We start from the raw sequence: 23,834 nt of genomic DNA on the forward strand, positions 1-23,834 counted from the left end.
GGGTTTGAGAGCTGGGAAGGAAACGTTAATCAGCGCCTCTTTTCAACCATTCGAGACCGAAAAACCCGAGCGGCGGGCCAGAGCGCTCCACTCTGCTCAAGAACGATCTCGGCATAACGCCGCTTCGCTTCGGCCCTTCGGGCACTTATACGAGATGGTTCTTGATCTGCATTCCCCCCTCCGGCGGAGAGTCCGTATCCTTCCTTCGGAAGAAATTGACCATTTCCGACCAGACTCACGAGATCGGTCAGGTCGCTCTTCCGTGAAGAGGCGAAAAAGGATGCAAAGAAAGCCCGCAAAAAAATCCTCCGGCGCATGAAGACGCTCATGAAAACCATTGAAGGCCATGCGCGCAACTACCACGCCGTGCTCGAAGAACGCTGGGCCGAAACCGACTGGAGCGAAATCGAGGCACAGATCGTACTCGATCGCATTCAAGGCATCCTCGACCAGCTTCCGCAAGCCATGCACCAGGCGCACGAACGCATCATCGGCGAACGCCGCGTCGCCAACAGCGAAAAAATCCTGAGCCTCTACGATCCCGACATCCACGTCCTTGTGCGCGGCAAGGCCGGTGCTGAAGTCGAATTCGGCAATGGCCTCTACCTGGCCGAACAAGCCGACGGACTCATCGTGGACTGGGACTTCATGCAAGACCAGCCCCCCTCGGACAGCAAGCTCGTCAAATCCAGCATCGAACGGATCACCGGCTCATACGGCAAGCCCGACAGCTACACAGGCGACCGCGGCTTCGACAGCGCAAACGCTCGAACCGACCTCGAAGAACTCGGCATCATCAATGCCATCTGCCCCCGTTCCGTGCCCCTGCTCAAGGAGAAGCTTGAAGACGAAGGCTTCTGCTTGCTTCAAAAACGAAGGGGATCAACCGAAGGCCGCATCGGCATCTTTAAGAACGCCTACCTCGGAACGCCCCTGCGAAGCAAAGGGTATGAGAACCGAAAAACCCGCATCGAATGGTGCATCCTCGGCCACAACCTCTGGAAGCTCGCCGCCATGGCCGCGCAGAAGCGTGCCGAACTCGAAGCTGAACTTGCCGCCGCGGCATAATCCATCCGGAACCAGCTCCCTCAAAGACAGGCGTGCGCCCTGGCTCAGCCAAAACGCCGCTTTTTCAGGAAACCCCAGCCGATCCCACCTATGATGCCACTCTTTTTGCCGTTCTTTAGAAGTGCGGGATCTATGCGATTTAAAAACTCACTCTGCTGGGACAGGCTCTAAATAAGCGACAACCATTGGGCAACGAGATACATCCAGCCACCCATGGTTTTGCGGCTGATTTCAACGCCGAAGCGTTGCTTGAAGATTTGTTCCTGACGATAAAGCGGAAGGTGGTCGCAGTATTTGCTGAGAATGATATGCAGAACCAGACCGACGGACGCATAGGAGTTTTCGATCAGCTGCTTTGGCGCGGGTGCGATCAGCGAGGCAACCGAGCGATCAGCGCGTTTCTTGTATTTATTGCGAATGGTGACGGTCTGAAAGAAGCGTGTCGGTGTGACATCGAGTCTAACTGTGCGCACTTCGCCGATCTTCTTATACAGCTCTGGATTGGCTTTAACTTCATCCAGATCAATAATAACGGTTTCGGTCGGTAGGTCCTTGGGGACGCGCGCATCAAGCCCCTTGCGCTTACCCCGTTTGGATGCTGCCGGTTCCTCTTCAGCCAGTTCGGCTTTCGTTTCGGCCAGCTCCAAAGCTTCCTGTAACTCGCGCAGCTCCTCGAGTTCGAGCATGAGCTGGTCCGGGCTCAGCTTTTCGGAACTCCGGCCAAACAGCTTTTTCATCAGGCACTGAACTTTTTCCTGAAGCAGGCTGACTTCGCTCTTGAGGTTCGCATTTTCACCGAGTAGCTGATCAAAATTTTCCCGTGAAAAAACCATGCGGCATATTATACCAAAACCGCTCCGCAAAACGCGGTATCAAGATGATGGAAATGCAGAAAAATCAGCGCTGATACCACGGCTTGAACGATCCCTGCTTCAGATCAACTCCATCCAGTAGCAACGCCAGTGCCTCGGGAGCCAGTGCAAGCTTTTCACGTTCGCCAACACCCTTCGGCCAGATAAATCGGCCCTGTTCAAGGCGCTTGATCGCCACCCACATTCCGGTGCCGTCCCAGTATAATGTTTTGATCCGGTTCCGTCGCCGATTCGTAAAAATATACAGCGCTCCAGAACACGGATCCTCCTTCAAGCGATCAAGTACGACACCGTGAAGACCATTAAAGCTTTTACGCAAATCCACCGGTTCCACCGCAAGAAACACCCGGATAGAATTATTCAATCCAAGCATCCGGCAGCCTCCCGCAAAAGGCTTCCGAGTTTTTCCTGAGAAGGAACCGGCACCACAACCTCAACCTGGTTTGGCAGGCGAATCAGCACCTCATCAACCAGAACCGCTTCACCGCTAAGCGCTACCTCGCAAAAAGACACCTCATTATCTTCCCGCTCGATTCGCAGCCATCTGGTCAGCGTTTTGGAATTGAGATTCCATTCCCGACAGAACGCCGCCTGCGTCAAACCTGACGTTTTAAATTCTTCGATCAACTCCCGGCGCTCTTCATCCGTATATGAAGCCCGCCCCGACCCGTTGTTTTCATTCGTATCCATGCCTGACAAACTATCAGGCTTTATGGGAGCTGACTACGAGGTCGATAAAGAGGCGTATACAGATGAGATGCGCATCCGTTTGCCAAACCGCATCGAGATTGCGGCACCAGTCGGGGCACCGGACGAACCGGCATGCGTGCTCCAAGAAGCTCTCAAGTGTTCGGACAACGGATCACTGCGGCTGTTTCCGGTGTAAAACAGGCCGATCTACGCAGAAGCTTCAACGCCCCCTTGCACGTCCAGAGCGCAAAGCGTCACATCCCTTCTGCACAACCATACAAAATGGGCGCGGAGATCACTCTCCGCGCCCGGGGGGTTCGCATCCCATTATCATTACGGCTAGTTCAACCGCTTCAGGATCTGCTCGAAGTTCTCTTCGTAGTGCGTGCAGAGCGATTTCGTGCCGCTGTCGATGATGTTTCCGCCGCCGATACCAATCGGCGCGAAACCGGCGAGCAGAATGGAGACAACCCCCGCCCCGCTGTCTTCGATGCCGACCACCTGATTGCGATCTTCAAACGGAATTCCGAGGCCGACACGCGCCGTTTCGGCGTAGAGCCATGGGTGCGGCTTGGGCGACAGCTCGCCGAGTGTGCCGGGTTCGCCTTTGCGGATGGCGTGACCGGCGGTGATGATGGCATCGTAGAATTCATTCGGGTCGCCCATGTCGAGCGTCTTAAAGGCATCGAGAATTTCCGGCCAGGCCTTTTCGTAGAGCCCGGAGGTGACAAGCCCGATTTTTACATCGAGATCTTTGAGTTCGTAAAGAAACTCTTTGATACCGGGCGATGGCGTAAATGCACCTTTTTTACCACGACCCTCCATAATCTCGTTCATCTCAAAATTGGTGTGTTTGAAATACCACTGACGCGCCTCTTCGACGGTTTTGTCGGCGCAGTATTTGTTGACGCAGTATTGCAGGTGCTCGGAGACGGAGTGACCGGATACATGCGGCTCGTCGCAGGCTTCGAGCTGGAACGCTGGATCGCCCAGCAGACTGGCGACGGTTTTCTCGATAATCCAAATCCAGAAATGCTCGCTGTGCACGGTCGTGCCATCGAGATCCATCAGCACCGCCTTGAGCGACTTTTCAATCTTCACGTCGTGCACCGGATAATAGGCCCGATACCCCATCGCCGATTTCACCAACGCCTGCTGTTTCCCGTTTTCAAAGGTTACAAACTCGACCTTGCGGTCGGCCGTGGTTTTTACATCCACCACCCCGTTCTCGCCGCTCTTGAACATGCCGTCGCAGCTCTGTTTCAAATCAATCAACTCATTAAAATTCATTTCACCTTCTCCATAACGCCTTTTGGATAGTCACCGTATTACTGAAGCCCGCTCGAAACTGAGCCTCGTAGCCCCAGAAACGGAAACCCCAATTAAACTCCAATTCTTAAGAAAGAGATTGATTACATTACCCGCCGACCAAATGCAAACGTTTTCACCCAAAACCCATTTACACCACTCAACACAATGGATTCATCGGGATTAATTCAGTTTGCGCAGACTTCCGCGGTCGAGGAATTCAGGCTGGAGGAGGCGCTTCTGAACCGGCAGGTCGGGATCTTCCGTTCGCTCAATGATGATTTCGCCCCCGATCTGACCGAGTTTGCGCAGATCTGTTTTGTAGGTTGAGAGCCAGACGGAACTTGGGGATCCCTCCACGGCGTCATAACCGACCAGGCTAACATCCTCGGGAACCCGCAACCCGTTAGCCTCCAGCGCGGCTTTCAGATGCAGCCCCATGCGGTCATGGTTGACCGCCACCGCCGTCACTCCGTTCTTCTTAATGAGCTCAACAGCGGGCTGATAGGCCGCCACAGAGTCATCGTCGGTCGCAACCTGATCATAGGTAAAGACCTTGCTGCCGGGATAACCGCAGGCCGACGCCGATTCGATGAAGGCCCCCAGACGAATGCCTTTGTTGTAATCCGGGTAGGCGTGGCTGACCATCATGATGCGTTCATGGCCATATTCCTTGAACCGTCGCACGGTTTTGGCAAAAGCCTCGGCTCCATCGGTCAGGACGGCATCGCACGCCAGGGTCGGCGAATAGGTGTCCACCAATACGGCGGGCACCAGCGCCCCCTCGATCGCCCACAGCAGTTCATCCTCCGGGAAAATTCCGAGCATCAGCATGCCCGCCACGCTGCCGTCCGCCACAAACTTCGGCCGTTGGCGCTGTTCCTTGTTGGCGTTGTAGCCGCTGATCAGCAGATTTTTGTTATGCTCCACCATCGCCATCTCCACCCCCTCGAAAATATGGAGATAATAGGGATCGTTAAACACGTGCAGACAGGAAGGATAGGCCAGCACCCCAAAGGCATCGCTGGTCTTGCGGCGCAGATTGCGCCCGGCCGAATTGGTGGTATAGCCCACCTGCTTGCAGGCCTTCAACACGCGTTTCAGCGTATCCTCCTTCACCTTGCCGGTGCCAAAGTTCAGCGCGCGCGACACGGTCGCCGTCGAGACCCCGGCCAGTTCAGCCACCTTGTGGATTTCACTCATATTAATTCCCCTGCCTTAATTTCACCGAAAACACCCGAAATCGTCATGTAAACATTTACAATGTAAACGTGTTACATTCCGGAATCAAGCAGTTCGTGTACACCTAATGCGCCCCAACTGATTCGGACTTCGTCGATAGCGCGCGGCTGATTTTGCGGGATCGTACCGCCGAGCGTCAGGGCAGATGCAAGCGGGGCCGCCCTGAGCTTGGAAAACCCGGACAACGGATGCTTCATCGACTTCAGCGGGCCATCATTGGTCAGGTCGCGGTAATGAAGCGTAAGCCGCCCATCCTTTCCCTCGTTCGACACGCCCGGCTCCACCACCACCGCCGCGATATAGTATTTGTTCCCCGGCATTATCGGCACATTGAAAAAAGGTTGGTGCACCGTATCGAGGCCATCCTGGGAAAGGGTGAGCATCACGTTGCCACTGGTATTTAAACAGAGTCGCCAGCTATTGAGATACCAGCCGTTCCACTGCCCCACCAGATCCTGAAACCCATTATCCTCCGGCACCACAATCGCTTCCACGGTAATCGGGGAAGAGCCAAAACGGAACCGCGCGTTTTCAACCTCAAACTTCGCCCGCGCCCCTTTCGGGGTATGCCCCATTCCGCCGGCAACGGTCGCTGCACCTATTGCCTTCAACGCCAGCCCATTGGAACCGGAGTCTTCGAGCGCTGCGCTCGAGTTGAATTTCCAATGCCACCGGCCATCCCACCACCAAGGCCGCCCTTGACGCCGCTGATTTCCGGCATCTTGATGTCCGGCATGGAAGCGTTCATTTTCGGCTGCACCACGATCCGCTTGCGCAATTTAGGCTTCTTCGTGGTCTTCTTTTTGATATTCACTGGAACCTGCAGTTTTTTAAGCGTCATCTTCGGACGGTTGACCGGCTTGGCCTCGAAGGCTTTCTCTTCCTTCTGGATCACCGTCACGGCCACAAACGACAACGCGATGACAATGAGCACCGCATGGATACCCAGACTCACCAGCGCTGCGCTCGACTTAGCGTGCGCTGTAAAAAACGCCTTTCCTGTTTTTGATCTCTTCATTAGCCCTTCCCCCCGCAGCCTATGCACGCGACATTCAGCTTGTCCATGGGCGCGGCACCTTTGGATCCATCTTCCAAGCCGCGGCTTGGAAGAATATTGAACATGGCCACGGAAGCCACGGATCCGATCTTTAAATATTGCCGTCTATTTTTCATCGCCTACTCCACTTCGATTGTTGCGATTTTTCCCTTTTCAAGAGAGAGCGAAACGGAACCGTCTTCAATGGACAGTTCTTCACCGCGTTTCTCAATGAGGTTCAATTTCCAGGCCCTGGAAACCGGCAGGCCGATTGAGACTTTGCCCTCCTGTATCTCGTCGGTCGGATTGAAGAGGCGCAGAACCATTCCTTCGCGGTCTTCCGCCTTTTTGACCGAAGAGAGCACCAGCGATTCGTTGTCGATGGCGTAGTGCGAAGCGACGGTCGGAAGCTCACCTCCGCGGTTCATGGAAATCTGCGTAACGGCCGGCTTGCTGTTCAGCTTGTCGGCTTCTGCATAGACCTTGCCTTCATCCCAGTTTCCAGCGTGCGGATAAATCGCATATTCGTAGTCTACCGTCTGGAGCATCTGGCTGCCGAGTGCTTCCGGGAACTCGGAGGAAACACGCGACTCAGTACAGATGCGGTTACGGATAGCGCGCAACAAGGTCAGCGCGAGCGTGCCACGATCATCTTCCAGCAATTGGAATTCGGTCAGACAGTTGTTGAGTACGGCCAGTCCGTTGGCCCCGTCGTTCGCGTCGCAAAATACGCTCATCGGGCGTAGCGCCATTTCGGGGAAAAACTCGCCGTTTTCATCTTTGTCGTGGACGATGCCACGGCGGTCGACGGTGAAATGTCCGGCCGCATCGGAGAAGTCGGTCTTAATATCGGTCGGAATCATCAGACGCACACGGTGGTCTTTGGCGGTGTTATCGATAGAGGTCTTCACCTTCACGTGCTTGCTGTCTTTATTCAGCGTGATGCGCGAAACAATCTTCAGATCAACCAGACGCTCGGAACGCTTACCGAAGCCCTGCACCTTGACGTTTCCGTATTCGGCATGAGCCGGAACTTTCATGACGGTTTCAATGCCGATGGTGGCGCTGAGCGGTCCGTTGTCTTCCATCCAAATGCGCGAGCCAAAGCCGCGGTTGGTGATGATCTGGTTGCGGTATGGAGCGTAATAGGCCCAATAGTCGCCGGTATCCCCTTCGTCTTCGAAGTGGTGCATGTTTTCAATCACGCGGCCGTTTTGCTTATCGGTCAGGTTGAATGTGCCATCGGTGTTGACTTCGACCTTGAGGAATTCATTTTCGAGCTGCGTTGCGCCTTGCCCGATGAAGCCGCCGGTGTGCTTGCGCATGCTCGGCCACCACTCTTCTTCGCGCCAGTAGGTCTCCTGATTGACGACTTTGACGACTTTATATCCGCCCGCCGGAATTTCGCCGGTGTCGAGATAGAGCTGATGACGGTCAACATAGTACGGCCACGGGCGCGCTTCGATATCGTGCACGGGCTGCTTGTGTTCGTCGCGCGTGATTTCCTGAATCGCGAGCGGCGAACCGTCGGCATCCGCGATTCCGAGCGTCCAGACACTTTCAGAGCGCGGGGTATCGACACCCATTTTTATGACTTCGCGAACCGGGCGCGGCTGCGGGTTGTGCAGCAGCAGCAGTGTGTCGGTCTGACCAAACGCGGAAAGGTCGAGACGCTTGAGCAAGCTCGCGAGCATGTCCTCATAAATCGTTTCGGAAATTTCGAGCGCCTGATTGAGGCGATACATGTTGTCGTCGACGGTCTTATCCTGCGTCACCCCGTTGATTGAATCGTGCGGGTGCGACTTCAGCAGATAGTTCCAGCCCTTTTGCAGGAAGCGCTGCGGATAGGTTTCGCCGAGCAGGCTCAGACCGGCGGCGAGGGGTTCGGTGCGACGCATCAGCGAATTTTCAACCTTCTTGTTGAGCTGCTTGATGTGGATACGGGTTGCCAGCGCGTTGGCCGAAGCACCACACGGCTCACCGTCGCGCAGTTCGCCGTGTACGACCGGCACAGTGGAGCGGTCGATCCGCTCATCAACGCCCGCGAAATATTCCTGCAGCGAGCTCATCCTGAACTCAATATCCGGCAACGCCTCATTACAGTCCGCTACCATTTTCGGCAGGTAGGGATTCGGCGTGGAGAAGTCGCAACCGCACATGAGTAAACGCCAGTCGTCGATCAGCGTTTTATCCATGTTGTCCCAGGTGCGCTGCGCGGCATCCTTGACGTTTTCCTTGAAGTAGCCGTCCTCATGATCGACGCGGAAATAGTCGTTCTGGAAATTCTCCTCGTCGGCGCGGTGATAGGCCACGCCGGTTTTTCCCCAATCCCACGAATAGACATTGTTGTCGTAGATGTTGTTCAGACGAACCGGGAAGTGCAGATAGAAATAGCCGTTCTGGCGGGTAAAGTGGCCGAGGCGCGAAGTCAGCAGTTCGGAGCCGTCGGGCGCGGTCCACATGAACTCGCAGTTTGGCGCGCGCTCTTCCGATACTTTTTTGGCGGCGACGGCGTGCTCGATGCCGATATCACGATAGATCTGTGGAAACTGCGCGGTCTGCCCCCAGCCAAAGGTGTGGTAGGCAATCGGGTTGTAGCCGCCCAGCTCCTCGGCAAAACGAATGCCGGTCTGCAGGTTGCGTACGAGGCATTCTCCAGCAATTGGAAAAAGATCGGGCAACGTGTACCACGGCCCCACCGCGAGCTTTCCCGCCTTCACCAGCGCAGCGATCCGATCGCGATTTTCAGGGCGGATTTCGAGATAATCGTCCAGACACACGGTCTGGCCGTCCATCAGAAAACTTTCGTATTCCGGGTCGTTTTCCAGAATATCGATCAGCCAATCCATGAATTCGAGTAGTAGCGAACGCGTTTTCCAAATCGGATAGCGCCATTCACGGTCCCAGTGCGTGTGCGCGACAACCAGAGCAGTTTTTTTCTGTCGAGTAGACATAATATACTTCCTTCCAATATTTTTAACTTTCACTTTCAATATTGCAAGGAACGTCAATGCCCCTCACAGAACCGGACTTGTGGATTTCCCACATCCGGCTCTTCGATTCATCTCACGCAACACGAACATCCCGCACTGGGACTGTCCCGCTCCACCGCCCTGTTCCTGCCAAGGCTTATGGAGCACCTTTCGCGTATTCCGATATAAGGAAAAGCTTGAGCTCAGTTGTATCCATCTCAGTGTATGGCATCCTTCGCCTTTTCCCTTTACGACAAACCGTCAACCCCTTCGGGTGGCTCTATGTCCTCGGCGGGCATTACCCTGCCTACTCCCCTACTACGAGTTGATCCGACTACCGTAGCGACATACCGTCTCGTCGCCTCTTCGGCTTCCTCAACAGCTTCTACGAAACGCTACGGTTCTCCCAAGTTCCGTCCTAAACAATTCATCCGCCCGCCACGGCCTGAGACCCCGACACGCCGTGCAACTCTCGCCCTTAGCGAGCCGCACGATACTGGCTTCCAGGAAATGAAACCCTTGGCCCTATGCAATAATGGAAAATTTCGGGGCTTATAGCCTTCACTTCCGTTGTGGCTGACGAACTGCTATTCCTACAGCTTCGACTGACTCGTTACCTCCTCAACCGTGTAGGTCTATTCCATGCCGGCGGCTAACCTTTGCATGGGCTGGATTGTCCAGCTTGTTTAAAACAGCTTTGCTTGGCGCACTCATTTGATATCCTTATTTACTTTCGGCGCGGCGCTGTTCGAGCTCGGCCTTGATTTCATACATTCGTTTTTCAGTGAGCGAGTAGCGCCACATTGCAAGCGCACCGACAGAAAAGCCGATGGCAGGAATCAGTACAAACAACAGGCGCATTTTGAGAAAGGTGGCATCGGTCTGGTTGGCATCCAGCTCCACATTGAAACCAACCCAGTCGAGCGACAGGTTGGCAACGAGGAACGCCAGCGAAAAGGCCAGCTTGTTGACCCAGCTGTACATGGCTCCAAGTGTACCTTCGGCGCGGCGACCGGACTTGAGTTCCTCATAGTCGCATACATCCGCCAGCAGCGAAGGGATCAGCAACCAAAGCGCGGAAAACCCCGGCGCGATCATGATGGTCGTGATGAAGATCAGATAGGGATTGCCCTGGGTATAGAAAAACCAGCGCAGTGCGGCACCGACCCCCGCCAACAGCATAAAGCTGATAATTACGTGCCGTTTTCCGATCTTGAGCGACAACCACGTGGCCAGCGGAATCGCCGCCAGACTGACGATGGTGTTGATCGTGCCATTCATACCGATAAGCGCGGCGCCGTCGGCCTTCACGCCCTCAAACATGTAGTAGATGATCAGATACTGCCCCGACAGGTCGGCCGTAAAATAACTCATCACCAACAGCAGAATTGTGAGCAGCACCAACAGGAACGGCTTGTTCCGGAATGAATCCATGATGGCCACCCAAATGGATATACGTTCCTGCTTTTGCGCCTGTTCATGCAACCGCTCCTCGCAGAATTTAGAAGGGAAAAAGGCGGCCAGGAGGAACACCACCGAAATTCCGGCCGAGAGCCAGAGCACAGCGCGTAACGGCGAAGCGAAACCGTCCCAGAACAGAACCGCCGCGATCCAGGGCAGCAACAGGCCGGAGGCATTGGCCATGATGCTGCGAATAAACATCAGGCGCGTCCGCTCGTGATAATCGCCCGTCATTTCAAAGCCGAGCCCGTTGTAGGGCACAAGAAAGATGGTTGTCCCTGTAAAAAACACCATGGCACCCACTAAGGTGATCCAGAAATACTGCATGCCGCTCAAACCTTCCGGAAGAAAGCCCCACAAGCCAACCAGTGCCAGCGCGGCAACAAGGGCTCCAGGAATAAGAAATGGAAGCCGACGCCCTCTTTTAAAACGCGCCTGATCAGAAATATGCCCACAGATAGGATCGGAAAAAGCGTTCCATAAATTTGGAATAAAGAGCGCCCACGCAATCAGCGTCGGGCTCATGTGCAACGTCATGTTAAGAATCGGGTTGGCAATGTTGTGAAAGGCATTATTCATGAGGGTGTCGTTCATCCCCCCCATGCCGTAGGCCAGTTTTTTACCGAACGGAATTTTATCTTTTTTCGCTGTTTTGTGGTGTTCCTGTCCCATTTTCACCTGCCTCGCGGATGGTGCCCGCTTAGATTGTTCAAATATTTTCCTTGTAAAGCCGCTCATTCTGCACAGGGTGTAAACGTTTGCGAGGCATTTTATCCAACAATGCGCAAACCTCGCACTTTAGTGCAGAAACGATTATACAACATCAGGAGACATTCGATGAGCAAAGAAAGCACACTCGAGCAACCCGTAATTGATTTTACTGAAATCGAAACCATCACCAATCAGGGCACAGCACCGAAGATTACCGGCCCGGTTGTAGCAAACATGCCATGGCAGGATCGTCCGGAAGATTCCAACGATGTGATGTGGCGCTTCGACCAAAACCCGATCATGGGTCCGCGCGAAATTCCGTGCGCACTGGGCGTCTACAACAGCGGCCTGCTCCCCTACGAAGGCGGCTTCATCGGTGTCTTCCGAGTTGACCACATGGATACCGTCCCCTTCCTGCACCTGGGCTACAGTAAAGATGCCGTCAACTGGGACGTTGAACACGAGCCGATTCCCTTCGTCCGCGAAGACGGCACCCCCAGCATCATTCAGTGGGCCTACGACCCGCGCCTGGTCGAGATCGAAGGCGTCTACTATATTTCATGGTGCAACTCGCTAGACGGGCACGGCCCGACCATCGGACTGGCCGCCACCACCGACTTCAAAAACTTCACCCAGCTCGAAAACGCCTTCCTGCCCTTCAACCGCAACGGCGTGCTTTTCCCGAAAAAATTTGACGGCCGCTTTGCCATGTTCAGCCGTCCATCCGACAACGGCCACACCCCGTTCGGCGACATTTTCCTCTCCTACAGCCCGGACATGAAATACTGGGGCGAACACCGCTGGGTGATGGGCGCGGACTTCAAGCACGGCTGGTGGCAGGGAGTTAAAATTGGCGCAGGCTCCATTCCAATTGAAACCAGCGAAGGCTGGCTCTCCTTCTACCATGGTGTTACCAGCACCTGTAACGGCAACATCTACTCCGTCGGAGCCTCCCTGCACGACCTCAAAGATCCTACCATCGTCCTCAAGCGTAGCTACACCGCGCTACTGGCACCGGAAATGGACTATGAAGTTTCAGGGCGCGTCCCGAACGTCGTCTTCCCATGCGCGGCTCTGGCCGATGCCGAAACCGGGCGCATCGCCGTTTACTACGGCGCGGCTGACACCCACATGGGCATCGCCTTCACGACCATCGATGACGTGATGGAATACCTCAACAACGAAAAGCCGCGCGAACACTGCAGCTAAGTAGAGGGCGGCGGGAAATCGCCGCCTTGAACCGCATTATCACGAACAAGGAATGTCGAATTTTGAAATATAGATTCCCTTCAAAACTCGGAGTTTCTTGTTCATTGTTCGATATCCAAAAAGGTAACTATTATGTCTAAAACCATCAGCGCCCTTCTATCGCTTACCATCACATCCTTCGTAGCCAAACCGAACTGGAAGGTTGTACACAACCCCGGACCGGAACAATCGCCTTCCGTAGTCGGCTTTGCCGTTCAGGACTTCGGTGCAAAGGGAGACGGCAAGACCGATGATACGGTTGCCTTCCAGCAGGCGCTGGACGCGATGACGAAACAGGGCGGCGGCGCGGTCTACGCCCCCGCCGGACATTATGCCTTTCACGGACACCTCACCATTCCCCGAAACGTCACACTGCGCGGCGACTGGGCGGATCCGGCCTTAAATCCGGAAATCAAAGGTACCATTCTAAACGTTTACACGGACAAAGGGCTTGAAGAAGGTACGGCGTTCATTTCCATGCTCGATGGCACCGGACTGAAGAACCTCTCCATCTGGTATCCGGAGCAGAAAACTGAAAAAATCGTCCCCTACCCGGCGGCCATCGAACAGGTTCCGATCGAGGAGTGGCAGGGAAATAACCATTGTGTCACGCTCGAAAATGTGACGCTGGTCAATCCATACCAAGGCTTCAAATCCGGTCCTGAAAACCTCTGCCTGCACTATCTGCGAAACGTCCACGGCACCCCGCTGAAAAAAGGCGTATTTATCCACCACTGCACCGACATCGGCCGCATGGAAAGCGTCCACTTTTCCCCCAAAACCTGGATCAACTCCGGCCTGCCGGGTGCGCCGAAATTCGCAAAGAAATTCCGCAAATGGCTGCTGAAAAACGGAACCGCTATCCATATCGGACGCAGCGACTGGGAATACGCCGCCTTCATCACCATCCGCGGCTACAACACCGGCCTGTTCGTTAATGAAATAAATAACATGGGCGGCAACTCCCAGTTCTATGCCCTCGACATCTCAAACTGCGAAACCGCCTTCTACAACGAAGCCGCCAACGGCATCGGCTACGCCTTCGCCAACTGCAAACTCAAAGGCAACCAGATCGGCGTCAAAACCGGCAAACGGCTCGGCGGCCCCATCCTGATGCACGACTGCACCATTTCCGGCGGCGACCACGCCATCATCAATGCCGGGCGCGGACGCGTTGCCCTCCAGCACTGCACTATTGAAGCAGGCGACATCACCTTCTCCAACGGAACCCTCGCCATGGTTGACTCCGAACTGGAAGACAAAGACTCCGCCATCCGCCTCGAAAAAGGCTGCACCGCCGCCACGATCCTCGGCAACCGCTTCAACAGACGGAAGCCAAACATCCAGTTTGACTCGGCAAACGAAAACATCGTCATCGACCACGAGCAAATGGAATTCGCAAAAATGCCCGTGCTCAAGCGTCCGCCGGCGCGCGGCCACAAACCGGCAAAGAACGACCTCTTCGTCGTCGATCTGCCGACCGACTGGAAAACCGACTGCACCGCAAAAATCCAGGCCACGCTCGATAAAGCCGGAACGAACGGCGGCGGCATTGTGTTTATTCCCGCCGGCTACTATCTCCTTAAGGGTGAATTGACCGTGCCCACCGGCGTCGAGCTGCGCGGCTGCGCGGAAGTCCCCACCCACAGTATGTCCGAAGGCACCACGCTCATGCCCGTCGGAAACCGCGGCAAAGCCGACGCCGCTCCCGCTGTCGCCCTCATGGAAAAATCGGGCATCCGGGGGATACATTTCTACTACCCCGAACAGGAGTGGGACAACATCAAGCCCTACCCCTTCACCATTCAGAGCCGCGGAAGCGATGTATACGTCATTTATGTCAACGGCGTGAATCCTTACCAGTTTGTCGACTTCAAAACCTACCGCTCCGACCGTCACTTCGCCGATTATATCGGCGGCGCCGGCATCCAGGTCGGCATCCAGATCGGCGGAGGATCCAAAGACGGCGTGGTTGCCCACACCCAATTTAATACCCACTACTGGCTGCGCTCTAACCACGACGCCAAATTCCAGCCGGAGGTCGTCAAAAACACCGATAAAAAATGGGCAGGCCTCTGGAAATACCAGAAAAGCAACCTCGACGCGCTCGCCATCGGTGACTGCGAAAACGAACTGCTGTTTGAAAACTTTGTCTACGGATCTAAATACGGACTCCTTTACCGCGAAGAAAATGGACGCTCGCCGCGCAACAGCCTCACCATCGGTCACGGCACCGACGGCTCGCGCATCAGCCTCTATGTCGAATCTGCCAACAAAGAGCCGATCAGCCTCATCAACGCCAAACTCGTCTGCATGGATCACTTTGGCGGTGATATCAAACCCGACCACGTAACCAACAACAAATCCTACGCTTGGGTTGGAAAAGACGTAAAGAGCGGCATCCAGATGTTCAACACCATGATGTGGGGCAAGCCAAACTACACGGCACGTGTCGATGGCGGAAAACTCACCCTGCAGGTCGCCACCTACGTCCGGCCCGGCGACGGGATCCTCGTCAATGGCGGTGCACTCGACATGATCAACAACCACATGATGCGCCCCACCGAAAGCACCCTGAACTTTGAAACGCTGAATAAGCCGGTCCGCCTGATCGGCTCCTCCATGGCCGAAGGCTTCAACATCAACAAAAAGCCGCGCGCCGAAAAAAGCGGCACTTTCGAAAACGGAAACCTCCACCTCAAAGGCGTTGTCATCAACAAGGATATTACAAAAAACTAACTTATGAATGCGTAGCTTTGGTAGAGTAGAGAGCAACGGGCGGCGGTTGCAAGCAATGCCCTTCCCGTTGCTCCCCCTCGTCGAACCGGACGTGCGGTTTTCCCGCATCCGGCTCTCCTGTAAGCGTTCATCATAGGCGTACCAACCCCAATTCTTCAAGATACCGATAATGGCTCATCCCTTTCGGACGTGCGTACTTTCGCTGGCTCCGTCGGTTCAGGTGGCGAACCATCCGTCCCCGCGCATAGTGGCTGATGTCACGGCGGTCTTTTCGAGAGTAGCCATAGTTGAACTAGTTTCCCCAGCCTTGCAGATACCGATTCAGGTCTTTTACAACCTCGGTTGCGGGCTTGAAGCATTTCTTCGAGTTGGTTTTCTCTTTCAAGGTCTGCCGCGCGCGCTTCATCGATTTCTTTGAAGGATATACATTCAGGTACATTTTATCGCGCCCATGCAGGTCGCGATGGTTCTGGAACGTGTACCCGAGGAAGTCGAGTTGCTCGTCCTGCCACAGCTTTACGGTTTTCGTCTTCTCTTGGTTCAGTCGCAGTCCCATCCATTCTTCGATGGTTCCTTTGACCCATTCATCAATGCGGCTGCCTTGATAGCGGGCGAGGATTACGAAGTCATCGGCATAGCGTACCAGCCGGGCATTTGCCCAGTGCCGGGGGCCATCCTTACGGTGGAACATGTGGTCGAACCAGTGGAGATAGACGTTTGCCAGCAAGGGCGAGATCACCCCGCCTGCCTTGGGTATATTCACCCGTTTAGCCGGACTTGCCCGATAGGTTTTGGCGCATAGTTCTTCATGGATCATTTCCAAAAAGTCCTTCACTCCATTTTCCCTGTCGAGCAGCTCCTCCGCTGTCACCCCATCGACTCCGGCGGCCTTGCCGCGTTTACCGACGTGCTTGAAGGCCGCCTCCAGCACATCCTTCCGATAGACTCGGTCGTACAGCGCATAGAAGCGGAACTTCGGTTCAGCTTTCGCTTTTTGATATAGCTTCTGTCTCTGTTCGTGCACTTTGTCCGGTAGCAGTTCGAGCTGAACATCTCCGATGTCCAGATACCCTCGCTCCGAGATTCCGTAATCGACCAAGGGGTCAAGCGGATGCATAACACCTCCACAGTTGCATACTTATAGCCAGCCCCCTTCGCTCCAGACGAGTTGAGTCCTTCTTCGCTACTATGAGGCCATCCGACTCCCTGCAAGCCTGATTACCAGCAGGGTCTCTCAGGTTCCGCGACTTATCTTTCCCCACGCGCCATCTCCAACCACCCCGGGAAGTCCAGCGACCGCATGCGAATGTTTCTTCATCGCTGGCTACAGGTTTCAGCATCTCTGAAGGCTTGACCACTTCCGAATAGCGTAACGAGGCCGAATCGAGTTCTCTACCGTTACGGCTCGCGGGTTCGCCGTTGCGGGCTTCGGCTTGGGGATTGCTCCTTTCACCGCCGCATTGGCTACCTGTTGAACATTCAATTGACAAGTTCATCTCCTTTCAGATGAAATAAGGGCAGGTGTCCTGCAGGGGGTGGATGTCCTCCCGTAAAAGTTCATTGGTTATAATTCCTTCCCGATATATTGCAAGATGCTTTCGAGCACGATGTTCTCTTCGGCGAACTCATCGATGAGCGCGTGGTATTCGAGCACCAGCCTTTCTGATATTTTCACAGCGAAGGCGGTCTCCTTTTCGTCGAGCCCTTTCTGGCGGCAAAGCAGCACTTGCCGGAAGTTGCGGATGTAGCGGTGGATCGCCTCGGGAGAGTGCCGTGTTTCACGGCTGACCAGCCCGACGTCTTTTCCCTCGAGGAACAGCTTGCGAATGATGGGCTTTTTATGGGTGAGCGTCGGCCCCATGTCGTGGATGGTGCCGCGACGCGGCACCAGCTCGTCGGTCTCGAACTCGTATTCGTGGATGTAGCGCCCGACGGTAGGCGGCGAGATTTTCAATAGGATGGCCACTTCGGCGTTGGTCATGCAGCCGTTCTGGTCGTCGGCCTGTTTGAAGAGGCGGACGGCCGCTTCTTTCTTGATGTCGCGCAGACGCCTGCCATCGGCCCGGTCGGCGATGTCCTGGGGTTGCACGAGGTCGAGCACGACGCTTTTGAGCCGGGTGTTGCGCATGCTTTTGCCGTAGGAAGCGGTTTCGTCCTTGTCGACGGTGACCCATTGGATCTGCCCTTGACGCAGGTGCGAGGTTTCCGGATAGAACTCATTGACCATGCCCAGGATGGCCTGCACGAGCACCTTGCGGGTGCGCTGGCCGCCGAGCTGGGGACATTCGTCGGCGAAGAACGATTCGAGCGCTCCGACAAAGGTTTTCTGCATCATCGGGTTGTAGGTGGCCTGGAGGTGGGTCTGTTGTTTTTTCACGGCTGCCTCCATGCGTTTCTTGCATTCGCGCGGGGTGAAGGTCCCCCTTTTTGGAAGTCCTCCGCCTCGAAGAACTTCCCGCCGATGATCTCAAGCTCCTGGAGCCTTCGCTTGAACCCCGGGGAGTTGCGGTGTTCGGCGAGCACTTCGAGATAGGTCTTCACTCCGGCGACGGAAATGCCCATCGTCAACGCCGTTGCGAAACAATCGAACTTGTGCTGCGCAAGGAAGACCACGCGTGCGAAAGCCTGGATGTAGCGCTCCACCGCGGCAAGACTATGGTTGATCTTACGCGCGACCTCCGGCGTGTCATCGCCATCGATCCAGTGGCGGATCGCCACGCCCCGGTGCGATACGCCCGGCCCGATGTCCTTCTGCTGGCCGCGCGTGGCCACAATGATCTGTATTTCGCGAAAAGCCCGCACATCGCGACGAATCGTGCGCACATCGCAATGGAGCAATCTCGCCAGGTCTTCCTGGGAAAGCAACCCGCCTTGCTCGCGGGCTTCTTCGGTCAACCGAAGGATGCAGTGGCGGCGCAGACCGTCCGCACCCGACTTATTGGCCTCATTGATATCCCCGGGATCATGGAGGGTCAGCACCACGCGGGCCAAGCGGCATTCCCGCAAAGGCTTGCCTGCGCCCTCCGAGGTCTCCACGCACTCGTAAAACATCTGTCCGCTTCTCAGCGGCTGGTTCTGCGGTTCCGCGAAGAAGACCTCTTTGACGACCTCGACGAGTTCGTCAGCCTCCCAGGGGCTTAGTCCAGCCCCCTCGACGGCCAGCTTCGCCAACCGTTGCTCCTGCGTCTTTATTCTTAATCGGCGGGCTTGTTCCGCCTGTGCATTGTCCGTACGCTTGATCATGTGGATGTCCTTTCTGTTTGTTGGGTTTTCACCCCGCATTATGCGGGGCCAACGGGAGGACATCCACCCCCTGCAGTACACCTGCCCTTATTTCCGATTAAGGGCACCGGACAGGTGCCCTAATCGGAATAGATAAGTCCGATTTATCCTGACACACCAGAAGATCGCAGAATGAATGATTATGGCGTAACAACCTGACAGAATTATGGTTAGAATAGCAAACACAGGCGGAGATATTGAATATCCCCGTCTGTCCGCATCGTCGGCAGGGACGGACCGCCGACCGAGCCCTACCTCAGGGATACTGAACTTCAACGCGGTAGAAGAATGATGTGGGCAGGGAGAGCTCGATGAGCTGATCGGTCGCGAGCGCGCCGATGTTAGTGGCCACGTTCCAATCCGCCGGATCCAATTCAGGCGATTCCGAGACGGTATAACTGCACCCTGCTTTGCCGTTCCACTTCATGGCACCGGATGTGGTCGGCAGCAGCGTAAAGATCGAATCGGCTCTGGCGGCATCGGTTCCGGCAAGCGCCTCTTCTGGATCCGTGAAGGCGGCGCCGTCAGATTGCCGGAGGAGGCGCAGATATAGTCGCGTTCCCACAGATCTGCTACGCCAATGGTCACTTCCCTCCCGGCACCCGGGCCTCGATGCGGCAGAAGCGTTGCGGGCTACTCTGTGGATCTGTAATCAGGATCGCTGATCCGCTGCCGTTCGTCCATCCATCCGGCATCGGCGGTGTGACCGGCAGCCATCCGTTCGTGGAGGTGAGCTCGTTTTTATACACCAGCCGGTATTCAATCCCCGCGGAGGTTATGTAATCATTGACAATGCAAACGCGTTACATTCCCGGAGGTATCATGGGATAATCTAGGTCGAACCTGCTGGAAGGGCCGTTTCTGAATTTATCGAGTGCAGGGTTGTAGGTATAGATGCCGATCTTGTTCGCCTCCGGCTGAAAGACCATGGTTCGCAGCCATGATTGCCCCCCGTTCTCAAGACCCTGGTAGTCGCTCAAAATCTGGTAAACCTGATTTCCGTGATCACCGGTGGAGGTGAGGATCGCCTCTCCGCCGTAGTGCCCGCAGAGCACCATGAAGATGTTTCTGTGCCTGCTGACAAACTTTTGCCAGATCAGCTCGCCGGGGTTGCCGCCGGGTTTCACCCGCTTGACGGGTCTCATCTTTCTTGGGTTCAGGTAGGAGTGCGTATTCACAATCACACGGTGGCCTGGATGCTCGGCAACGATTTTATTCGCCCAGTCCAGCACGGCATCGCGCGGCATAAATTCAAGATTCACAATCAGGAACTGCATACCGGCAGCCTCGAAGTGATACCAGGAATTGTCATGAAGATCCGGATCGAAGGTGCCGCCGAACTCGCGCCATTTTGCAAATTTTTCGCGGGGGAAGTAGGTGTTGAATTGCGTAGTCCGATCAACGGCAATCTTGAAGCCATACTTTTTATCCTGAGGCACCTTTTCATACCCCATGTCATGGTTGCCCAGACACATGCAGTAAGGCACTACTCCGTCCAGAGCTGACATGGCCTCTTTCGCGATTTCCCATTCCTCCGGCCCGTCCGCCTGCACGATATCTCCTTCGTGAATGAGAAACGCGATGTTGAGCCGCTCCTGATTGTCACGCACCCAGCGGGTTTGCTCGAAAAAGTAGCGACGCAGGTCTCCGTTGCCCCACTTGCTCGACAGCTTGTGTCGCGTGTCGGCATAGAACTGGGTGTCAGGCAAAACCGCAATGGTGAACGCCTGCCCCTCTTTAAAGTTCGGCAAGCTCGCAGGCAACGGCTCCGCCACCGCAAACAGTTGAGATAGCAAGGCTATTAGAAGAACTGAGACTCTATTCGTTTTCATCAAGACATCCGTTTTTAGAGGTTCCGAATTTTACAGCGCAGTGGATTCCAGAAGGCTCCATTAGCAATAGAGAGTTCGGCTGATCATTTCTTTCTGGTGCGTCTCCGCCGCAAGCGGAGCGGGCAATTCCCGCGCTACCGCCAGGATCCGGACCGCTTTAATCAGGGACAATCATTACTCCATAATTCTTTAATCACAACCTCCAGGTCCGTACCGGCCGAGCAATGTTCTTTCAGGTTCGCCTGAAAGCGTCTGAAGATTTCATTCTTCTTGAGCTTATACATCCGGTTCCCCGGCATTTCCAAATATCCGACGCTGTCATGTTCCTTCAGCCAGTTGAAGGCGTAGCGCAGCCATTGATTGCGCTGAGCCTCATCCAGTGACGCGAACCAGCTCATTTCGTCATATCCCCAAACCCAAAAACTGTCGAGGTCAGCAACCCCGGGATTCCGCGCACCTCCGAAGATATCAAATTCGACCAGATAGGGGATGCGTTTGCAGGACCATCCACTGGGAGTGATTCCGCCCGGAGTTTTCCCGTAAATCGAGCTAATATGGCCCACTTCCAGCAGCCCACCGCCTTCGTTGCTAAGATCCTCTTTTACCCGCAAGGGGAATGAGGAAAAGTCAAAAAGGAAATGACCATCTGCCGTCTTCAGACCAAAGGTTGCCTGATCCATATGTGCGTCACACAGGACTGTGCCTCGCCGAGCGTGCTTGAGGGCATAAGCCCGCACTTTGCCCAACACCGTCTGCCAGGCGGCAAAATCATTCTTCTTGTCAACCATGGCGATTTTCGACGCTTGCCCCCAGTGAATGGCCTCGATCCCGATATCGATGTACTGCTTGGCCATAAAGAAGAAGAAGAGCTGGGTTTCCGTTTGGGCAATATCCGGAACCGTAAAGTTTGGGGGCCAATTGACGTCCTCGGCCCAAAACTTGCCATCAGGATTGATCATCGCCTCATAGCTGAAGTTCCGTTGTTCCGGCTTCATTCCGAACTCTTCAAATACCCAGTCCGGGATCGGGACTACATTTACTTTTTTACTAATACATTCAAAGATCCCAGCCTGAAAAATAACGGTTGGATCCTCACGATGGACCGCTTCAATTTTTTTCTCTGCCGCAACCAGCCAGCCGGGCTTATTAAACAACTGCGGGTTATTCCACTGCTTGACGGCGCGGCCGACAAACTTGGCCCCGATATTCAGAATCATGCGGGCGTCATCATCCGCATCAGGATAGAGGAATGTATCTTTATAATAGCCGTCTGAATGCAGGCATTCTTCAATGGTAATCGCACGGGACAGGTAATTTTCCAACACCTCCTGTGAGATGACCCCATCACTAAACGCGTAGTTGCGCTGGTCGCCCGATTGAGAGGCGGCCTCGGTCGCCTGCAAGGACCCCGCTCCCGCAGCTATTGCCATACAAAGACGTGTCGACCTGTTCCAGCGCATCATTTGTTTCCTCATCGAATGAAGCACGGCGGTCATACCGTTCACAGCGCGCCCGCCGGTCGGGGCGCAGCCGACCACAAACGAATCACCGTAATTGCGGCCCTCCGCATTTAAAGTAAATTTCTTCGCTACATCCTGCTTGAACAGTATGACAGAATCCTTAACAAGCTCTACTCTCGTATTCATAACACCTCCATATAAATGCAAATATGTAAAAATCGATTCTTATTCCATAAACACGGCGTTCATACCGTTCACCCTAAAACTCTACTTAGAACCGAGAAACTACAATTTCGCCTGTCGCGACCACAGCTTGATTGCGTTGAATCAAGATGTGAATTTGTTGAAGGGAACCGGCCTGACGCTCGAAGAGATCGCCCGCGCCGCCGGCTAAACCCACCTCTGCCATTTCATGCATCAGTTCAAAGATGCAGAAAAGAGGCCCCAACCGCATTCAGCAACAAAGGAACCTAGCGCAGCTCCGCCACAAACGGTGCGGGTCAATTCTCGCGCTACCGCCAGGATCCGGGCCGCTTTAATCAGGGACAATCATTACTCCATAATTCTTTAATCACAACCTCCAGGTCCGTACCGGCCGAGCAATGTTCTTTCAGGTTCGCCTGAAAGCGTCTGAAGATTTCATTCTTCTTGAGCTGATAGATCCGGTTCCCCGGCATTTCCAAATATCCGACGCTGTCATGTTCCTTCAGCCAGTTGAAGGCGTAGCGCAGCCATTGATTGCGCTGAGCCTCATCCAATGACGCAAACCAGCTCATTTCGTCATATCCCCAGACCCAATGACTGTCGAGGTCAGCAACCCCGGGATTCCGCGCACCTCCGAAGATATCAAATTCGACCAGATAGGGGATGCGTTTGCAGGACCATCCACTGGGAGTGATTCCGCCCGGAGTTCTCCCGTAAATCGAGCTAATATGGCCCACTTCCAGCAGCCCACCGCCTTCATTGGCAAGGTCCTCTTTCACCCGCAAGGGGAATGAGGAAAAGTCAAAAAGGAAATGACCATCTGCCGTCTTCAGACCAAAGGTGTTCGATTCCATGTGTGCGTCACATAGGACAGTGCCTCGCCGAGCGTGCTTGAGGGCATAAGCCCGCACTTTGCCCAACACCGTCTGCCAGGCGGCAAAATCATTCTTCTTGTCAACCATGGCGATTTTCGACGCTTGCCCCCAGTGAATGGCCTCGATCCCGATATCGATGTACTGCTTGGCCATAAAGAAGAAGAAGAGCTGGGTTTCCGTTTGGGCAATATCCGGAACCGTAAAGTTTGGGGGCCAATTGACGTCCCCGGCCCATAACTTGCCATCGGGATTGATCATCGCGTCATAGCTGAAGTTCCGTTGTTCCGGCTTCATTCCGAACTCTTCAAACACCCAGTCCGGGATCGGGACTACATTTACTTTTTCAGAAATACATTCAAAGATCCCAGCCTGAAAAATAACGGTTGGATCCTCACGATGGACCGCTTCAATTTTGTTCTCTGCCGCAACCAGCCAGCCGGGCTTATTAAACAACTGCGGACTATTCCACTGCTTGACGGCGCGGCCGACAAACTTGGCCCCGACATTCAGAATCATGCGGACGTCATCATCCGCATCATGATAGACTGCAGGATTATTGTAATAGCCGTCTGAATGCAGGCATTCTTCAATGGTAATCGCACGGGAGAGGTAATTTTCCAGCACCTCCTGTGAGATCTCCCCATCAAGAAACGCGTAATTGCGATGATCGGCCGGGGGAGAGGCAGCCTCGGTTGCCTGCGTCAAGGCCCCCGCTCCCACCACCATCGCCATACAAAGACGTGTCGACCTGTTCCAGCGCATCATTTGTTTCCTCATCGAATAAACCACGGCGGTCATACCGTTCACATCGCGCCTGCCGGTCGGGGCGCAGCC

At 54.7% G+C, this 23,834-nt stretch carries 22 protein-coding genes; 4 read left to right on the forward strand and 18 right to left on the reverse strand.

Annotated features, from left to right (window positions below; translation table 11 throughout):
* Nucleotides 1–327 precede the first annotated feature (327 nt).
* Nucleotides 328–1,068, forward strand: coding sequence for a hypothetical protein (locus tag SCARR_RS07630; RefSeq protein ID WP_136060896.1), 741 nt, complete (start codon nucleotides 328–330; stop codon nucleotides 1,066–1,068).
* Between the two features lie 167 nt (nucleotides 1,069–1,235).
* Here SCARR_RS07630 and SCARR_RS07635 read toward each other — a convergent pair whose 3' ends face one another.
* From SCARR_RS07635 to tnpA, 3 genes are all read right to left on the reverse strand, one after another.
* The gene (locus tag SCARR_RS07635) at nucleotides 1,236–1,901 is read right to left on the reverse strand and encodes an IS66 family transposase (RefSeq protein WP_136060897.1); all 666 of its coding nucleotides are present in this window, start codon (nucleotides 1,899–1,901) and stop codon (nucleotides 1,236–1,238) included.
* Between the two features lie 64 nt (nucleotides 1,902–1,965).
* Nucleotides 1,966–2,313 (reverse strand): IS66 family insertion sequence element accessory protein TnpB, encoded by a 348-nt coding sequence (gene tnpB, locus SCARR_RS07640; RefSeq protein ID WP_136060898.1) that lies wholly within the window; start codon nucleotides 2,311–2,313, stop codon nucleotides 1,966–1,968.
* The gene (gene tnpA / locus SCARR_RS07645) at nucleotides 2,301–2,630 is read right to left on the reverse strand and encodes an IS66 family insertion sequence element accessory protein TnpA (RefSeq protein ID WP_136060899.1); all 330 of its coding nucleotides are present in this window, start codon (nucleotides 2,628–2,630) and stop codon (nucleotides 2,301–2,303) included. Before tnpA ends, tnpB begins: the two co-directional genes overlap by 13 nt.
* A gap of 22 nt (nucleotides 2,631–2,652) precedes the next feature.
* Here tnpA and SCARR_RS28085 point away from each other — a divergent pair, with 22 nt between their 5' ends.
* Nucleotides 2,653–2,826 carry a hypothetical protein gene (locus SCARR_RS28085; RefSeq protein WP_168433101.1) on the forward strand — a complete coding sequence of 58 codons (174 nt, stop codon included), beginning with the start codon at nucleotides 2,653–2,655 and terminating at the stop codon, nucleotides 2,824–2,826.
* Between the two features lie 143 nt (nucleotides 2,827–2,969).
* On the opposite strand, the gene SCARR_RS07650 is transcribed toward SCARR_RS28085, so the two are convergent.
* The 7 genes from SCARR_RS07650 to SCARR_RS07675 form a co-directional block, all read right to left on the reverse strand.
* Nucleotides 2,970–3,920, reverse strand: a complete 951-nt coding sequence (locus tag SCARR_RS07650; RefSeq protein WP_136060900.1) for an HAD family hydrolase — start codon at nucleotides 3,918–3,920, stop codon at nucleotides 2,970–2,972.
* A gap of 201 nt (nucleotides 3,921–4,121) precedes the next feature.
* Nucleotides 4,122–5,141 carry a LacI family DNA-binding transcriptional regulator gene (locus SCARR_RS07655; protein ID WP_136060901.1) on the reverse strand — a complete coding sequence of 340 codons (1,020 nt, stop codon included), beginning with the start codon at nucleotides 5,139–5,141 and terminating at the stop codon, nucleotides 4,122–4,124.
* Between the two features lie 71 nt (nucleotides 5,142–5,212).
* Entirely contained in the window at nucleotides 5,213–5,791 is a 579-nt protein-coding gene (locus tag SCARR_RS07660; protein WP_136060902.1) for a hypothetical protein, read from the reverse strand.
* Entirely contained in the window at nucleotides 5,788–6,198 is a 411-nt protein-coding gene (locus SCARR_RS07665) for a hypothetical protein (RefSeq protein WP_136060903.1), read from the reverse strand. The genes SCARR_RS07660 and SCARR_RS07665 overlap by 4 nt, the downstream gene beginning before the upstream one ends.
* Nucleotides 6,198–6,353, reverse strand: a complete 156-nt coding sequence (locus SCARR_RS28090) for a hypothetical protein (RefSeq protein ID WP_168433102.1) — start codon at nucleotides 6,351–6,353, stop codon at nucleotides 6,198–6,200. Before SCARR_RS28090 ends, SCARR_RS07665 begins: the two co-directional genes overlap by 1 nt.
* A gap of 3 nt (nucleotides 6,354–6,356) precedes the next feature.
* Nucleotides 6,357–9,170 carry an alpha-mannosidase gene (locus tag SCARR_RS07670; protein WP_136060904.1) on the reverse strand — a complete coding sequence of 938 codons (2,814 nt, stop codon included), beginning with the start codon at nucleotides 9,168–9,170 and terminating at the stop codon, nucleotides 6,357–6,359.
* Between the two features lie 741 nt (nucleotides 9,171–9,911).
* Nucleotides 9,912–11,321, reverse strand: a complete 1,410-nt coding sequence (locus SCARR_RS07675) for an MFS transporter (protein ID WP_168433103.1) — start codon at nucleotides 11,319–11,321, stop codon at nucleotides 9,912–9,914.
* A gap of 273 nt (nucleotides 11,322–11,594) precedes the next feature.
* On the opposite strand from SCARR_RS07675, the gene SCARR_RS07680 reads away from it, so the two are divergent.
* Together SCARR_RS07680 and SCARR_RS07685 are read left to right on the forward strand one after the other, a co-directional pair.
* On the forward strand, nucleotides 11,595–12,569 hold the full coding sequence (locus SCARR_RS07680; protein WP_187356372.1) for a glycoside hydrolase family 130 protein: 975 nt from the start codon (nucleotides 11,595–11,597) through the stop codon (nucleotides 12,567–12,569).
* Nucleotides 12,570–12,701: 132 nt separating this feature from the next.
* On the forward strand, nucleotides 12,702–15,347 hold the full coding sequence (locus SCARR_RS07685; protein WP_136060907.1) for a glycosyl hydrolase family 28-related protein: 2,646 nt from the start codon (nucleotides 12,702–12,704) through the stop codon (nucleotides 15,345–15,347).
* Nucleotides 15,348–15,639: 292 nt separating this feature from the next.
* On the opposite strand, the gene SCARR_RS07690 is transcribed toward SCARR_RS07685, so the two are convergent.
* The 8 genes from SCARR_RS07690 to SCARR_RS07720 form a co-directional block, all read right to left on the reverse strand.
* Nucleotides 15,640–16,464: a reverse transcriptase domain-containing protein gene (locus SCARR_RS07690; protein WP_222846217.1), complete on the reverse strand. Its 825-nt coding sequence runs from the start codon at nucleotides 16,462–16,464 to the stop codon at nucleotides 15,640–15,642.
* A 447-nt stretch (nucleotides 16,465–16,911) separates the two neighbouring features.
* Nucleotides 16,912–17,724 carry a DUF1670 domain-containing protein gene (locus tag SCARR_RS07695; protein ID WP_168433104.1) on the reverse strand — a complete coding sequence of 271 codons (813 nt, stop codon included), beginning with the start codon at nucleotides 17,722–17,724 and terminating at the stop codon, nucleotides 16,912–16,914.
* Nucleotides 17,721–18,653, reverse strand: a complete 933-nt coding sequence (locus SCARR_RS07700; protein ID WP_136060909.1) for a DUF1670 domain-containing protein — start codon at nucleotides 18,651–18,653, stop codon at nucleotides 17,721–17,723. The genes SCARR_RS07695 and SCARR_RS07700 overlap by 4 nt, the downstream gene beginning before the upstream one ends.
* 232 nt (nucleotides 18,654–18,885) lie before the next feature.
* Complete coding sequence (locus tag SCARR_RS07705; RefSeq protein WP_136060910.1) at nucleotides 18,886–19,194, reverse strand: hypothetical protein; 309 nt, start codon at nucleotides 19,192–19,194, stop codon at nucleotides 18,886–18,888.
* Between the two features lie 19 nt (nucleotides 19,195–19,213).
* Nucleotides 19,214–19,378, reverse strand: a complete 165-nt coding sequence (locus SCARR_RS28095) for a hypothetical protein (RefSeq protein ID WP_168433105.1) — start codon at nucleotides 19,376–19,378, stop codon at nucleotides 19,214–19,216.
* Nucleotides 19,379–19,432: 54 nt separating this feature from the next.
* Nucleotides 19,433–20,461 carry a metallophosphoesterase gene (locus SCARR_RS07710; protein WP_136060911.1) on the reverse strand — a complete coding sequence of 343 codons (1,029 nt, stop codon included), beginning with the start codon at nucleotides 20,459–20,461 and terminating at the stop codon, nucleotides 19,433–19,435.
* Between the two features lie 161 nt (nucleotides 20,462–20,622).
* Nucleotides 20,623–22,107, reverse strand: coding sequence for a hypothetical protein (locus SCARR_RS07715; protein WP_136060912.1), 1,485 nt, complete (start codon nucleotides 22,105–22,107; stop codon nucleotides 20,623–20,625).
* A 353-nt stretch (nucleotides 22,108–22,460) separates the two neighbouring features.
* A complete protein-coding gene (locus SCARR_RS07720; protein WP_136060913.1) occupies nucleotides 22,461–23,765 on the reverse strand; it encodes a hypothetical protein in 1,305 nt (434 codons plus the stop codon).
* Nucleotides 23,766–23,834: the final 69 nt, after the last annotated feature.

Origin of the sequence: Pontiella sulfatireligans, assembly GCF_900890705.1 — a bacterium.
Classification (GTDB): Bacteria; Verrucomicrobiota; Kiritimatiellia; order Kiritimatiellales; family Pontiellaceae; genus Pontiella; species Pontiella sulfatireligans.

What these genes read in the sequence shown, in the direction of transcription:
- SCARR_RS07630 (WP_136060896.1), top strand. Translation starts at nt 328, where the DNA reads ATGAAAACCATTGAAGGCCATGCGCGCAACTACCACGCCGTGCTCGAA.
- SCARR_RS07710 (WP_136060911.1), bottom strand. Translation starts at nt 20,461, where the DNA reads ATGAAAACGAATAGAGTCTCAGTTCTTCTAATAGCCTTGCTATCTCAA.
- tnpA (WP_136060899.1), bottom strand. Translation starts at nt 2,630, where the DNA reads ATGGATACGAATGAAAACAACGGGTCGGGGCGGGCTTCATATACGGAT.
- SCARR_RS07675 (WP_168433103.1), bottom strand. Translation starts at nt 11,321, where the DNA reads ATGGGACAGGAACACCACAAAACAGCGAAAAAAGATAAAATTCCGTTC.
- SCARR_RS07700 (WP_136060909.1), bottom strand. Translation starts at nt 18,653, where the DNA reads ATGTCCTCCCGTTGGCCCCGCATAATGCGGGGTGAAAACCCAACAAAC.
- SCARR_RS07670 (WP_136060904.1), bottom strand. Translation starts at nt 9,170, where the DNA reads ATGTCTACTCGACAGAAAAAAACTGCTCTGGTTGTCGCGCACACGCAC.
- tnpB (WP_136060898.1), bottom strand. Translation starts at nt 2,313, where the DNA reads ATGCTTGGATTGAATAATTCTATCCGGGTGTTTCTTGCGGTGGAACCG.
- SCARR_RS07635 (WP_136060897.1), bottom strand. Translation starts at nt 1,901, where the DNA reads ATGGTTTTTTCACGGGAAAATTTTGATCAGCTACTCGGTGAAAATGCG.
- SCARR_RS28090 (WP_168433102.1), bottom strand. Translation starts at nt 6,353, where the DNA reads ATGAAAAATAGACGGCAATATTTAAAGATCGGATCCGTGGCTTCCGTG.
- SCARR_RS07690 (WP_222846217.1), bottom strand. Translation starts at nt 16,464, where the DNA reads ATGCATCCGCTTGACCCCTTGGTCGATTACGGAATCTCGGAGCGAGGG.
- SCARR_RS07715 (WP_136060912.1), bottom strand. Translation starts at nt 22,107, where the DNA reads ATGAATACGAGAGTAGAGCTTGTTAAGGATTCTGTCATACTGTTCAAG.
- SCARR_RS07685 (WP_136060907.1), top strand. Translation starts at nt 12,702, where the DNA reads ATGTCTAAAACCATCAGCGCCCTTCTATCGCTTACCATCACATCCTTC.
- SCARR_RS28085 (WP_168433101.1), top strand. Translation starts at nt 2,653, where the DNA reads ATGGGAGCTGACTACGAGGTCGATAAAGAGGCGTATACAGATGAGATG.
- SCARR_RS07665 (WP_136060903.1), bottom strand. Translation starts at nt 6,198, where the DNA reads ATGAAGAGATCAAAAACAGGAAAGGCGTTTTTTACAGCGCACGCTAAG.
- SCARR_RS07680 (WP_187356372.1), top strand. Translation starts at nt 11,595, where the DNA reads ATGCCATGGCAGGATCGTCCGGAAGATTCCAACGATGTGATGTGGCGC.
- SCARR_RS07650 (WP_136060900.1), bottom strand. Translation starts at nt 3,920, where the DNA reads ATGAATTTTAATGAGTTGATTGATTTGAAACAGAGCTGCGACGGCATG.
- SCARR_RS07655 (WP_136060901.1), bottom strand. Translation starts at nt 5,141, where the DNA reads ATGAGTGAAATCCACAAGGTGGCTGAACTGGCCGGGGTCTCGACGGCG.
- SCARR_RS07720 (WP_136060913.1), bottom strand. Translation starts at nt 23,765, where the DNA reads ATGATGCGCTGGAACAGGTCGACACGTCTTTGTATGGCGATGGTGGTG.